Raw genomic sequence first — 11,921 nt, forward strand, 5'->3', positions numbered from 1 at the left:
CTGTTTAGATGAACTGCCCGCTGCTAGCCATCTGCTGAAGCAAAGACCAGGCCTGAAGATCAAAATTAGCCGCCATGGGCAAACGACTAACCACCAGAAGAAGGCAGATACCAAACATATAGAAGATCGACCAACGGAAGAGCCCCTTGGCTCGATCAACATTCTCCGGAGCAGCACCTAACTGATGAACCATTTGCAGCAGACGAGCATTGAAAGGGATCAACAAAAGTCCGTAGAGCAAGCCCCCCTCCGGCAAGGCCCAGACACCAAAACCGCTGAGTAGAACCGTGGCCCAGCCATAACGAGAAATAGCTCTGACGGTGACAACAGGGCCCTGAATAACAGGAAGCATGGGTATCCCAACAGCCCTGTAGTCGTCCCGCAGCAACAGGGCCAGTGCCCAAAAATGCGCTGGGGTCCAAAGCATGACCAGCGAGAACAACCACCATCCACTAAGGCCCACATGCCCGCTGGCCGCAGCCGCACCCACGAGAGGGGGGATCGCTCCAGCAACCCCTCCGATGACAATGTTTTGGGGCGTGCGGGGCTTCAAGATCGCCGTGTAAAGCAGCACGTAACTGCACAGACCAAGCAAAGACAGGCCAGCCGCAAGACAGTTCACACCACTCACTAACAGAGCCGCTGCCGCCAAGGTGCAAGAGATGGCACCAATGAACGCCGCAGTTGGAGACAAGCGTCCTGAAGGCAAAGCCCTACCACTTGTGCGTTGCATGCGCCCATCAAGATCCTGTTCCCAAATGCAGTTGAGAACACCAGCAGCCGCAGCAGCCAGAGCCCCTCCTCCTAGGGTGCAGGCCAGCCTGAGAGAAGGTAGGGGCCAACCTTCGGATAGCGCCATCCCACCAAGGGTTGTGGCCAAAAGCAGTGGAATTAAGCGTGGTTTGGCAATCTCCAACCAAGCGGGCAGCTTGATCCGCTTGCGAGAAGGCACGATCTGCTCGCGGGTCACCCCCCCCTGGAGCATCTCTGGCGTTGAACTAACCATGACTATGGTCTATCGAGGATGAATCATCAACGGCAGACACCGGCAAAGGTGATCCTTCCGGATTACGAAAGGTAAGGGCGGCAAGCAAGGCCACAAGCAGAGTTGCAACCAGCTGATGGCAAACCGTCACTGCAGGCTGTGATAGTCCAAGCTGCAAGGTAAGAAATCCAAGGCCTACCTGGGTCACAACAAGTCCTAAAGCAGATATCAAAAAAGGCCACTGGCGTCGAGGCCAGCCACCGACCAAGAGAGCAGTGCCAGCAAAGATCCCTACGCATGCTGCAACGGGTGTGGCAGACATACGATGCCAATCCAGCCATTGACAGGCATGTCCGGCATTCAGACAATGCTGGGCCGCCCAGGCCGTGGCCATACGACCACCAAGAAGACATTGACCTATCACTGCCAACAAGGAGGCTCCACCCATCAGGCGCCACCACAAAGGCGGTGACTCAACGGAAGAGGACAACAAGCCCTGAGCTAGAGCACTCACCGCCGCCACAAGTGTGAGCGCAAATGCCAGATGAGCCGTCACCACACCAGAAGGCAAAAGCTGCAAGACAGTCAAGGCTCCAAGAGCTCCCTGGACTAAAACTAAAACCACCAGGCCGCCGCAGACCCAAGGAAGCCAAGAGGGCAACTGAGAACGCCAAAAAATAGCAGCCCCTAATTGCGCTAACAGGGCAAGGCCCACCACAAAGGCATCAAGGCGATGAAACCACTCAAGAAAAACCTGGACATTCATCTGACGCCCAGGCAGAAGAGAGCCATAACAGAGCGGCCAATCCGGACAAGCCAACCCTGCCTCCATCACACGCGTTGCACCTCCGATCACAACCAGCGCAATCAGGGCAACGACAAGATGAACAGCCAACTGAGCAAGACGCCAGCGAACCCGAGACAGAGACGACATCATGCTATTATGCTACAATAAAATAATTTAAATCGACGGAACGGCTTTAATCGCAAAGATCAGGGTTGTTATCTCTGAGGATGGAGCGATTGAATCACCAGATTCACCTTGTCTAGGCGACTGCAACATCACCACTGGTCGCCAAATCACCCATCCCTGACAGAAGCGCTCAGGCAAAAAAAACTAACCTCATCAGACACCTTGCAAAATAAGGATTTCTTGCAAAATTTGCGACGACTTAATAATCACTGCATGTTGCTTTGGAGCGATCTCCATAGCCTTAAAAGATCCAAATAGATTCCGTGCGGACTCCCTTTGCCATCCTGACGCTGGCGTTGGTCATTGCCCTTGTACTTGGAGGCCTATGGATTGGCCAGAACGTCAATCTGCTCCCTGTTGATGCAAGTGCGAATGCACCCGTATACGACGAACTCTTCAGAGTCCTTTTCAGCATCGGAGCAATCCTTTTTCTCGGCATTGTCGGGTTGGTTGTATTCAGCCTGATTAAGTTCCGCAGACGTCCTGGTCAATTGGAGGACGGCCTCGCCATTGAAGGCAATCTCCCGCTTGAAATCCTTTGGACAGCTGTGCCTGCTGTGGTCGTGTTGTTTGTTGGGCTTTACAGCTTCGACATCTACGACCGCATGGGCGGAATGGTTCCATTAGCCCATGACTCCCATGACCATCAGATGATGGACATGAAGGAACAAATCTGGGGAGGGATCGGTTCTGTCGCCGATGCCTCCAGTGCTGACAACAGCCTTGCCTCATTAGCGGTGGAAGTCACCGCAATGCAGTATGCCTTCCTCTTCCACTATCCCCAAGGCGACATCATTTCTGGCGAGTTGCACGTGCCTCTAGGCCAACCTGTGACACTGCGCATGGAATCCAAGGACGTCATCCATGCCTTCTGGGTTCCCGAATTCCGCATCAAGCAAGACATCATTCCTGGTCAGCCCACTCTCTTGAACTTCACCGCAACCAAGCCAGGACGCTATCCAATCATCTGCGCCGAACTCTGCGGTCCATACCACGGGAACATGCATACGAAAGTGATTGTCGAAGAGCCCGGTGACTACGACACCTGGTTCAGCAACAACGCCAAAACAACGGTTTCAGAAGCATGACGGTTGCCATCTCCCCTCCTAGCAAAAAGCAATCAGATGGTCTTCAACCAACTGGCTGGTTGCGTTACTTCAGCTTCAGCCTTGACCACAAGGTCATTGGTCTGCAGTACTTGGTTTGCGGATTCATCTTCTACCTAATCGGCGGAGTGCTTGGTGGCGCCATCCGCATCGAACTCGCCAGCCCCATCGCCGACTTCATGGGCAGGGATGTCTACAACCAGGTGCTAACGCTGCACGGCACAGTGATGATATTCCTGTGGATCGTGCCGGTCGTGAACGGTGCCTTCGGCAACTATCTCATTCCGTTTTATGTGGGAGCCCGTGATATGGCCTTCCCTCGACTCAATGCCGTGGCGTTCTGGATGATCCCTCCAGCTGGCCTGTTGCTGATCAGTAGCTACTTCATTACCGGTGCTGCTCAATCCGGCTGGACGGCCTATCCACCGCTGAGTATCACCACCCCCGCCGCAGGACAGATCTTATGGATTCTCAGTGTGCTCTTGCTTGGCGGTAGCTCAATCTTTGGTGGCATCAACTTCATCGCCACCATCCTCAAGCTGAGGCAGCCCGGACTGAAGCTAATGCAACTACCCATGTACTGCTGGGCGATGCTCGGCACAAGCATCCTGGTGGTGCTCTCCACACCAGTACTAGCTGGAACACTGATCCTTTTAAGTTTCGACATCGTTGCCCATACAGGATTCTTCAACCCCAGCCTGGGCGGAAACGCAGTCGTCTACCAACATCTTTTCTGGTTTTATTCCCACCCAGCGGTATACATCATGGTGCTGCCAGCCTTCGGATTGGTCAGCGAAATCCTTCCTGTTCACTGCCGCAAACCACTTTTTGGCTACACCTCAATGGTGTATTCAATCATGACCATCGTGATCCTTGGCCTCGTGGTTTGGGCACATCACATGTTCACAAGTGGAACACCTCCTTGGATGCGCCTCTTTTTCACCATTGCCACATCCTTCATTGCCGTACCTACAGGAATTAAGTTCTTCAATTGGCTGGCAACACTCTGGGGAGGGCGCATCTCTCTAAACAGTGCTGTGCTTTTCTCTTGTGGCTTCATTGTCAACTTTGTGCTTGGCGGCATTACTGGCGTAGCACTTGCACAAGTTCCATTCGACATTCACGTGCATGATACCTACTTTGTTGTTGCCCATTTTCACTACATCGTCTATGGAGGTTCGGTGTTTGTGATCTTTGCCTCTATTTATCACTGGTATCCAAAATTCACTGGGCGCATGCTCAATGAATCTCTCGGGCGGTTTCATTTTTTTATCACTTTCATCGGCTTCAATCTTTGCTTTGCCCCACAGCATTGGCTAGGCCTCAACGGCATGCCCCGCCGTGTGGCGGAATACGACCCGCAATTCACCGTAATCAATCAAATTAGCAGTGTTGGGGCCTTGCTAATGGCCATCAGCACGCTGCCCTTTCTCTGGAACGTCGTGCAGAGTGCATTGAGCGGCCCCATTGCCGGAGACAACCCCTGGAGGGCGCTTACTCCTGAATGGCTCACCAGCTCCCCACCACCAGTGGAAAACTGGAGCGGCAAAGCCCCTCTGGTAACAGAGCCCTATGGCTATGGCGTACCTGGGGAGGAACTCAACCTAGAAAAAACCAGCAACAGTGATAGTGATCTAGGGAGCAAAAGCCAATGACATCCCTTCCAACGATCGACCATGACTATGAGGAGCAGGCTGATCTAGCAGATGATCATGCTGAGCTTGGCGAGGAACATGCTGATCACCGCATGTTCGGCCTAGCCACCTTCCTAGTGGCTGATGGCATGACCTTCGCGGGCTTTTTTGTCGCCTATCTCACATTTCGGGCTGTCAATCCCCTGCTGCCTGATGCGGTTTATGAATTAGAGCTGCCCCTCCCCACCTTGAATACGGTGTTACTCCTCGTGAGCAGCGCCACTTTCCATCGAGCTGGACAAGCTCTGAAGCGCAATCAATCAGACCAGTGTCAACGTTGGCTGTTCATCACTGCTGGCCTTGGTCTGGCATTTCTAGCCAGCCAAATGGTCGAGTACTTCACACTGCCATTTGGCCTCACAGACAACCTTTACGCCAGCACCTTCTATGCCGTTACAGGCTTTCACGGGCTACACGTCACCCTAGGGACGATCATGATATTGATCGTGTGGTGGCAGGCGCGTTCACCAGGCGGTCGTGTCACCAGTGAAAACCATTTCCCCCTCGAAGCCGCTGAGCTCTATTGGCACTTCGTAGACGGCATCTGGGTGATCTTATTCATCATCTTCTACCTTCTCTAAAGCCAAGGCCCTACATCTCAGTCAAGAGAAGTTCGAGCAATAACTTGCCACGGTAGGAAGAATTCGTCAGAATCAACACGAATAAACCTGGCGAAATGCTCGTCGGAAAAGAACTTCTAGACAAGGCCAGGTCACTCAGCAACCGTCCTGAGGATGAGATTGCTCGTGGCTGCGGATACGTGGGGCCAAGTGGACGTGTCTTGCGCAAGAGTTTCTATCGAGCTCTCGTGGAAGCCAAGGGTTACAAGCTTCCCTCCAGCAGTGGAGGGTCAGCGGCTTCCCGCGGTCGTCAGGCAGAATTTCGCACTCGGGTCCACGGAAATGGCAACCTGCTTATTGGGCACGCCTATACACGCAGACTCGGCCTAGAACCTGGCCAAGAGTTCCGCATCGAAATCCACCGAGAATCAGGTGCTATCTGGTTGCTACCACTAGAAAATGAGGGTGGCAAGAAGCAATAGGCCACCCTTCCTTAATGTTTTGGCCTCTCCATCATCAACATCGCCTTAGGGACACCCAAAAATTAGCAATTGGCACAACTAAATAGATCTTTTTTAGCCATTTCAGGTGAGAGCAGGGGGCTGGTTGTCGTCGTGCAGGGTTGAGCTAAAGGCAATCAAGTCAATGCCGCTAAACAGAAAGCTGATTCCCACCAATACTCCGAGTACCCACAACAGCTGCCAAAACTTCATTGTCACAATCAACAAGCCAAGAATAAAAGTGATCACCCCATTGGCAATTGCCCAACCAGACCCAGCGCGTTTTGCGTGCGCCAGTCCAGTACAGAAAGCAACGATACCCTCTGCCAAAAACACGATGCCAATCGCCAAGGCAAATGTCGCCACCTGAACAGCTGCTTCAGCAGGGTTCTTCATATAGGAGATCATCGATGCGCCTGCTACCAAGAACAGTGTTGATAGCACTAGACGCCAAAAACAAACCCAACGGGCCATACGGGAAGAGCGCGCAAGGTTGCTAATCCAGCCAACGATGCCGCCCACCAAAAACAACACAGCAATCAACCCGGTCGTCCAACTTGCAGCAACCACCGGAAAGATCAAAGCCAACACACCAAGAACAATCAACACAATGCCTTCAGCAATCGCAAAGGCCTTGAAAGTGACCAAAGAATCCTGACGTTCATCAACGGTCATGAAATGTTCAAAATGAACAGCATCTGAACGCTATTGAGGGTCTCCTGATCCGGCCATGCTTTGTAAGATCCCTGTGCAAAAGACGTAGCGACTCAGCTCCACCCATGGCTGGCAAGCCACTCCGTTGAGATCTCTTGAGTGTTCCGGTTGCTTGCCATTGGTAAATCAGGCGCCCCTGCCAAAAGACGCTCGGTGTATTTGGCCAACAGATCGGCCTCCAGATTCACCACAGCTCCAACCTCCAAATGTTGCAAAGACGTGCTCGTCCAGGTATGAGCTATCACCGCTATCCAGAATCGGCTGCCGTCTTCAACGCATCCCGCAACAGTGAGACTGATGCCATCTAAAGCAATGCTGGCTTTTTCGCAGACATAACGTCCGAAGGCAGGATCTTGCCAGCAGACCTCCAGATACCAGGACGTTGAGCGAGCATCCAGAGCCACCACCTCTCCAGATCCATCAACATGGCCACTGACCAGATGGCCTCCGAGACGGTCGCAGAAGCGCAGGGCTGGTTCAAGGTTCACAACCCCACCGCGATCCGCCTTGGCCCCAAGGCTGGTTCGACAAAGCGTCTCCTCACTGACATCAGCACGAAAACCATCCGCGATCAATTCAGCCACCGTCAGGCAGACCCCATCAACAGCCACACTGTCTCCCTCTGCCAGAGGTGCTAATGGGGAACAGCCTTGCACCAACAAGCCCGTCGCTCGACGCTGCACCCGTCCCACCGCCTGAACTAGCCCCGTAAACATGGCAGGCCGTATGTGGGAACATCACTGGCCATAATCGGACAAAAGGGGGATGGAGGGTCAGTGGTCGAGATGAGCGTTGCCGGTCTCGCACTCGACGCGTCCAGCCGCAGCCCAATCGTGCTTCTCAGGGATCCATCCGGACGAAGACAGGTGCCGATCTGGATCGATCAAGCCCAGGCGCACAACATCATGGCCGGTATTCAGGACGCCCCTATACCAAGACCACTGAGCCACGACCTCATGGTGGCCCTGCTCAAAGCAGGAAATCTTCAACTTGAGAGGGTCATCATCCACGCGATTGAAGACAACACATTCCAGGCTGTACTCAAACTTCGTCTCAAGGCATCAGAGGAAGAACCGGAGGAAGAGAAGACTCCTGAGGAATCAACCCTGCTGCTTGAAATTGATGCTCGTCCTAGTGATGCCATCGCCCTTGCAGTCCGCACCAAAAGCAGCATCTGGATGCTCGAGGAAGTCGTAGCAGAAGCCTCAATTCCTGTAGATGCGGAGGCTGACGCAGAAGATCAGGACGAATTCCGCCGCTTCCTTGATGAAGTGAGTCCTGCGGCTCTGGTCCGTCACCTCCAAACCCGTGAAAGTGAAACAGACGAACCCTTCAATTCTCCAGATCCCGACCACCAGGAATGATGCCAATACGACGCCCCTTTGGTCGGGGACCGGCAGTGAGCCTGTTCACCCTTGGGACGATGAGGGCAATCGGCTCAGCCGAGCAAATGTATGGCGTTGTTAAAGCTGCCCAGGCCGCTGGTATTAACCACATCGAAACCTCCCCGGCCTATGGCCCGGCAGAAAGTTTTCTTGGCACTGCTCTGCGACAGCTGCAACAAAAGCAAGCTGAACCTTCTGGAGGCTGGGTCATCACCAGCAAACTTCTGCCAGGGCTAAGCCTGAAAGAAGGGCAGTGCGAATTGCACAACCTTTTGGCGCGACTTGGAAGGCCCAAGCTTGAAAACCTTGCAGTGCATGGCCTCAATCGCCCTGAGCACCTAGAGTGGGCTCTAAGTGGTGACGGCGCAGCGCTACTCCGTTGGGCTGAGGAAGAGGATCTTGTTGTTCAAGTGGGATTCACTAGCCATGGCTCCTTTCCCCTCATCAAGGAAGCCTTAGCAAGCGGTCGTTTTCAATTCTGCAGCCTGCATCTGCACCTTCTAGATCCCGAACGTATTCCCCTGGCACGGGAGGCCCTTGCGTCAGGCATGGGTGTCATGGCAATCTCCCCTGCTGATAAAGGAGGACGGCTTCAGGACCCAAGCCCAACCCTGGTTGAGGACTGCAGCCCACTCTCGCCTCTCCAGCTTGCCTATCGCTTCCTGCTGGCTGCAAAGATCAGCACCCTCAGCCTTGGTGCTGCTCAGCCAGAGGACCTGACACTTGCTGCGCAGTTGGCCAACGCCGATGGGCCACTCAATCAACGCGAGCAAAGAGCCCTCAACCAACTTCGTCAACAAGGTGAGCGCCGCTTAGGCGAAAATCGCTGCGGCCAGTGCAAAGCCTGCCTGCCCTGCCCGAAATCTGTACCCATACCAGATCTACTACGACTACGAAATCTGGCCGTAGGCCACAACCTTCAAGCCTTTACAGAAGAGCGTTACAACCTGATCGGACGAGCAGGACACTGGTGGGAAGGTATTGATGGCAGCGCCTGCGAGCGCTGTGGCGAATGCCTACCCCGCTGCCCCCATCACCTGCCGATCCCGGATCTCCTCGCTGACACGCACCAACGCCTAGCAGCAGCTCCCAGGCGCAGGCTATGGGGTTGATTGGCTCCAACGCTGATCCAGCTCCATCTGCTGAACAGCTGTCAGCACTGGCAAGGACCAACAACGCGACCAGACCTCCTTGGATGGCAACACAATGGAGCGATAGGCCTTAGGAATTGCTCTTAAGGCAAGACGCAACTCTGCACGTGGCAACGGAGGGATCCAACCACCGGCAAGCAATTGTCCCAGCAGAGGCTCCTGCCAAGACTGCTCGACCCATTGCTGTGGCAATGGCTCCCGAGTCAAGGCAGACCGTACAAGAACAGTCCAGTTCAATGGGGCTCCATTGTTGGGGAGTACCACGCTGAGCCTTGGGTCACGACGCAAGCTTGGCAAGCAGCGCTGTAGCGGCAATACCGCGACCCGAGCTTTCCCTTGAATTAACCAGTTGAGGCCCTGCCGATCATCAAAGGTGTAGGCCTGAGCACGCAGCTGCCGCAATCCATCAGCAACCTGCATCCTCTCAGCCAGAGACATCACAAGACGGGGGCTCTGGGGTAACACCACCCGCCCCTTAAGAGCCGGGTCTAACAAAACCTGCCAGCCAGACCTTGCCTTTAATGCCCAAGGATCACCCTGACGAAAGAGCAACACCCAGGGGCTGACCCCAACAGGCAGAACTCGAGACTGAAGGACTGGTCCCAGGCTGGCTTCAAAGGCCCTCGCCTGACCATCGAGCCGGTCTTGAAGCCCAGGCGCTTCAATCCGCTGCAAGGTTTTTGCGGGCAAACTCGTCAGCCAACCATCACCAAGAGCCAACAGGTCATTGCCCTGCTCGAGTGCGGCGATGAAAGGGTTACTACCTGCATCAACTTCAATCGGTTGATAGCTCCAAGGCAGGGGCAAACGGCGCCGCCATTTCTTTGGCAACGTTTCCGGAGTTGCTCTCAACAAAGGGGCTGCTGAGGCACGTCCACAGCTCGCTAAGCCCATCAGCCCAGCCATCAAGCCCAGTTTTAGCAGCTCTCTTCGTCCAAGCTGCCTTTGTTCAAGCATGGCGCCACTCATCGATCAGACCCTACGGGGCAGAGAAAATCTCATGAGTAAGACGTCCCCAACAATTGGTTCATAGCTTGATCACACGCCTCCAACAACTGCTCACAAGAAGCCCCTTGAAGCTGAGCCAATAGCGCCAAGGCTCCAGCACCAACACCTTCTTTGACATATCCAAGCTCATAATCCTGAAGAGCCCGATGCTGACTGTTATTAAAACGCAGCCCTGTGGCCAAACCCAAAAGGCGAACACCGAAAAACTCCCCTACGCAATCGATCAGACACTCAAGTGCACCTGGCCTGCCATCTGAACGCTTAGCCTCCTCTGCCAGCCAAGACGTGGTACCCAGCACAATCCCATCAACCATGTCCTGGCGATGGGATGGTTCCATAGCTGCCAAGGCCAGAGCCAGCACAGCCACCATCTGACTGCCACCGCCAAGCATGACAGGCTGACCCGCCTCTCTTGCACCAAGTAGCAGCCCAACAGCTACGGGCTGAAAAGGATCACCTAAGGCCGCAATCACTCGCTGAGGTGGAGGGTTAAACCCCAAAGCCGCTTTACTCAATCCACGATCAACCAACTCCTGTTTCAAGATCATCGGTGCCTGACGAGCACTACCACTGATCAGATCAGCAACCTGCAAGCCAAGCCCGGTGAGTACAGCCTGAGCCGTGGTCGTTCCTCCAGGGACACATTCGGCCAATACCAAAGGACGACGAAGACCTCGCCCAAGGCAAAAGCCCCGCTGCCAGAGAGCATGCACACGCGACAGACCCATGGCCTCCCCAGTACTCAAACAAGCAGCCGGACCCATTCCCGGCACCTCCAGACGCAAATGGGGGAATGGTGGCGACAGGGTTAAGCCCACCGCCGCCACCAATGGGTCTACGCCAATCCAACGAGCGGCAACATAACTAATCAGGGCCGGTGAGATCCCTGCAGGAAGAGGTGGAAGCGAGCACAGCCTTGGCCTATCAGGGCCCTTAAGCAGCAGTTCCGCATCTGCCACAGCTGTGAAGCGACGGGCAGCTGAGGTAGCACCTGCCGCCGAAATGCCCTCCACCTCGGCAGTACGCGTGCCAGCCAACACCAACAGTAAAGAAAACCCCAGGCCCCCATCCCGCCAGGGCATTAACCATCTCTCCTGCGCGGCTAGAGATGCACCTGCACCAAAGGCTTTACAAGCTAAAGGTAGACCTCTTGGAGGCGAACCCGGCTTGAAATTAGAGGGGATACAGGGCAACGAGGCCATGCAGAAGTCTGGGGGGCTCGGGAATTGCGCCCTGCAGCCGAGGAAAAATCCAGAAGGCCAGCGCATGAAGAACAAGCACGTAGACCAACTCTTGAAAAACCACCAAAGCAAAAGCCATCAGCTGCACATTATTGAGATCTGGCGCCAGAGGGAGATTGAGCAGGTCCACCAATCGATCAAGCAGACCTGATCCTGCTCGGGTGATCACCACCCAAAGGTTCTCACCCACCAAAAGCGACAACACCACAACCCTTACCAGAAAACCCGCTGTTCCAATCACAACTCCACACCCCCAACTCACCCACCAGCTCAGCCCACGATGCCAACTCCAGCCAAGCCAGAGCGCTAGAAAGCCATAAGGGAAAAGCACCAAGGGACCACGAACAGGCCCCATCAAGGCAATCAACAAAAGCACCGCCAGGGCAACGCCCTCTAGCCCTGCCTTAGAACCGCGACGCACATGCAGCAGGGCTAAAGGCAACGGCAACGCCAGCCGAAATAGGGCTCCACCAACAGGGAGGTAATAGAGCGCCACCCAGATCAGAGCTGAAGCAGCCGCAAGGTAAGAAGTCTCCATCATTCTCAGGGCCTGGCGACGGCTTATGGGTTGAGAAGCTCTCGAACCCTTGCGCAAGCCACCAAA

At 54.6% G+C, this 11,921-nt stretch carries 14 protein-coding genes; 6 read left to right on the top strand and 8 right to left on the bottom strand.

The genetic code is table 11. From position 1 onward, the window contains the following. Positions 1-4: 4 nt before the first annotated feature. The 3 genes from AKG35_RS07140 to AKG35_RS12955 are packed head-to-tail and all read right to left on the bottom strand — an operon-like array spanning position 5 to position 2,096. Entirely contained in the window at positions 5-1,006 is a 1,002-nt protein-coding gene (locus AKG35_RS07140; RefSeq protein ID WP_011130707.1) for a heme o synthase, read from the bottom strand. Further along, the gene (locus AKG35_RS07145; RefSeq protein WP_011130708.1) at positions 999-1,922 is read right to left on the bottom strand and encodes a COX15/CtaA family protein; all 924 of its coding nucleotides are present in this window, start codon (positions 1,920-1,922) and stop codon (positions 999-1,001) included. The genes AKG35_RS07140 and AKG35_RS07145 overlap by 8 nt, the downstream gene beginning before the upstream one ends. A gap of 24 nt (positions 1,923-1,946) precedes the next feature. After that, the gene (locus tag AKG35_RS12955) at positions 1,947-2,096 is read right to left on the bottom strand and encodes a hypothetical protein (protein ID WP_157859854.1); all 150 of its coding nucleotides are present in this window, start codon (positions 2,094-2,096) and stop codon (positions 1,947-1,949) included. Between the two features lie 125 nt (positions 2,097-2,221). On the opposite strand from AKG35_RS12955, the gene AKG35_RS07150 reads away from it, so the two are divergent. The 4 genes from AKG35_RS07150 to AKG35_RS07165 all read left to right on the top strand — a co-directional run bounded on the left by AKG35_RS07150 (position 2,222) and on the right by AKG35_RS07165 (position 5,800). Further along, complete coding sequence (locus AKG35_RS07150) at positions 2,222-3,046, top strand: cytochrome c oxidase subunit II (RefSeq protein WP_011130709.1); 825 nt, start codon at positions 2,222-2,224, stop codon at positions 3,044-3,046. Continuing rightward, positions 3,043-4,719, top strand: a complete 1,677-nt coding sequence (gene ctaD, locus AKG35_RS07155) for a cytochrome c oxidase subunit I (protein ID WP_011130710.1) — start codon at positions 3,043-3,045, stop codon at positions 4,717-4,719. Before AKG35_RS07150 ends, ctaD begins: the two co-directional genes overlap by 4 nt. Further along, positions 4,716-5,339, top strand: a complete 624-nt coding sequence (locus AKG35_RS07160) for a cytochrome c oxidase subunit 3 (RefSeq protein WP_011130711.1) — start codon at positions 4,716-4,718, stop codon at positions 5,337-5,339. Before ctaD ends, AKG35_RS07160 begins: the two co-directional genes overlap by 4 nt. 95 nt (positions 5,340-5,434) lie before the next feature. Beyond that, the gene (locus AKG35_RS07165) at positions 5,435-5,800 is read left to right on the top strand and encodes an AbrB family transcriptional regulator (protein ID WP_011130712.1); all 366 of its coding nucleotides are present in this window, start codon (positions 5,435-5,437) and stop codon (positions 5,798-5,800) included. Between the two features lie 102 nt (positions 5,801-5,902). Here AKG35_RS07165 and AKG35_RS07170 read toward each other — a convergent pair whose 3' ends face one another. Then, positions 5,903-6,493 (bottom strand): HdeD family acid-resistance protein, encoded by a 591-nt coding sequence (locus tag AKG35_RS07170; RefSeq protein WP_011130713.1) that lies wholly within the window; start codon positions 6,491-6,493, stop codon positions 5,903-5,905. A 92-nt stretch (positions 6,494-6,585) separates the two neighbouring features. Continuing rightward, a complete protein-coding gene (locus AKG35_RS07175; RefSeq protein ID WP_011130714.1) occupies positions 6,586-7,248 on the bottom strand; it encodes a riboflavin synthase in 663 nt (220 codons plus the stop codon). Between the two features lie 69 nt (positions 7,249-7,317). Between AKG35_RS07175 and AKG35_RS07180 the strand changes: the two genes are divergently transcribed. Both AKG35_RS07180 and AKG35_RS07185 read left to right on the top strand, forming a co-directional pair. Then, positions 7,318-7,896: a bifunctional nuclease family protein gene (locus AKG35_RS07180; protein WP_011130715.1), complete on the top strand. Its 579-nt coding sequence runs from the start codon at positions 7,318-7,320 to the stop codon at positions 7,894-7,896. Continuing rightward, positions 7,893-9,029, top strand: coding sequence for an aldo/keto reductase (locus tag AKG35_RS07185; RefSeq protein ID WP_011130716.1), 1,137 nt, complete (start codon positions 7,893-7,895; stop codon positions 9,027-9,029). Before AKG35_RS07180 ends, AKG35_RS07185 begins: the two co-directional genes overlap by 4 nt. On the opposite strand, the gene AKG35_RS07190 is transcribed toward AKG35_RS07185, so the two are convergent. From AKG35_RS07190 to AKG35_RS07200, 3 genes are read right to left on the bottom strand one after another with little or no spacing between them, the layout of a single operon-like run. Further along, the gene (locus AKG35_RS07190; RefSeq protein WP_011130717.1) at positions 9,018-10,037 is read right to left on the bottom strand and encodes an ABC transporter substrate-binding protein; all 1,020 of its coding nucleotides are present in this window, start codon (positions 10,035-10,037) and stop codon (positions 9,018-9,020) included. The genes AKG35_RS07185 and AKG35_RS07190 overlap by 12 nt on opposite strands. Positions 10,038-10,066: 29 nt before the next feature. After that, entirely contained in the window at positions 10,067-11,278 is a 1,212-nt protein-coding gene (locus AKG35_RS07195) for a nicotinate-nucleotide--dimethylbenzimidazole phosphoribosyltransferase (RefSeq protein ID WP_052646183.1), read from the bottom strand. Next, positions 11,250-11,858, bottom strand: coding sequence for a DUF2232 domain-containing protein (locus AKG35_RS07200; protein ID WP_052646233.1), 609 nt, complete (start codon positions 11,856-11,858; stop codon positions 11,250-11,252). The genes AKG35_RS07195 and AKG35_RS07200 overlap by 29 nt, the downstream gene beginning before the upstream one ends. Between the last annotated feature and the right edge of the window lie 63 nt (positions 11,859-11,921).

It is taken from the genome of Prochlorococcus marinus str. MIT 9313, from assembly GCF_000011485.1.
In the GTDB taxonomy this organism is placed as follows: Bacteria; Cyanobacteriota; Cyanobacteriia; order PCC-6307; family Cyanobiaceae; genus Prochlorococcus; species Prochlorococcus marinus_D.